The organism is Kosakonia sp. H7A (assembly GCF_003028445.1).
Taxonomy (GTDB): domain Bacteria; phylum Pseudomonadota; class Gammaproteobacteria; order Enterobacterales; family Enterobacteriaceae; genus Kosakonia; species Kosakonia radicincitans.
Genome location: NZ_PYTZ01000073.1, coordinates 1 through 519 on the forward strand (window position 1 = coordinate 1; position 519 = coordinate 519).

Consider the following 519-nt stretch of genomic DNA (forward strand, 5'->3'; position numbering starts at 1 on the left):
TGGAGTTCTCCGAGGTCACCGCCGACTGGTTCAAGCCGATCTACGACTTCCATTCGTTCAAGGTGCTGCCGAAGCTGGGCCAGCTGTTTGCCCGCGATTCGGACAGCTACCAGTACCTGGCCGAAAGCATTCGCAAGCATCCGCCGCAGGAAGAGCTCAAGGTGATGATGACCGAGGCCGGTTTTGCCCGCTGCCACTACAAGAACCTGACCGGCGGCATCGTGGCGATCCACTCCGGCTACAAGATCTAAGCGGCCGCCGGGCGCCCAAGCGGGGCCCGGCTGCTTTTTGCGACGGGCGTCAGGGCGGCGTCACCGGGCTTGGGCGAAACTGCGACCAGTTGCCCACTCCAGCACCGCATGCGCCTGCAATCCGTCCTGTCCCGGCTGTTCCCGCGTTCGTTCAGTGCCAAGCTGCTGGCCGTCGCCTTCGTCGGCATCCATGTGCCACTGCTGCTGCTGATCGTGTGGCTGGTCGGGTTGGCCGAGCTCGATCCGCATGAGCGCTGGACGGTGTTTG

The 519-nt window shown here is 64.0% G+C and carries 1 protein-coding gene; it reads left to right on the forward strand.

What is annotated here, in order from left to right; translation table 11 throughout:
* Positions 1 to 251, forward strand: a 251-nt coding sequence (locus CWM66_RS28235; protein ID WP_158262973.1) for a class I SAM-dependent methyltransferase, incomplete at its 5' end; no start/stop codon positions are given.
* Between the last annotated feature and the right edge of the window lie 268 nt (positions 252 to 519).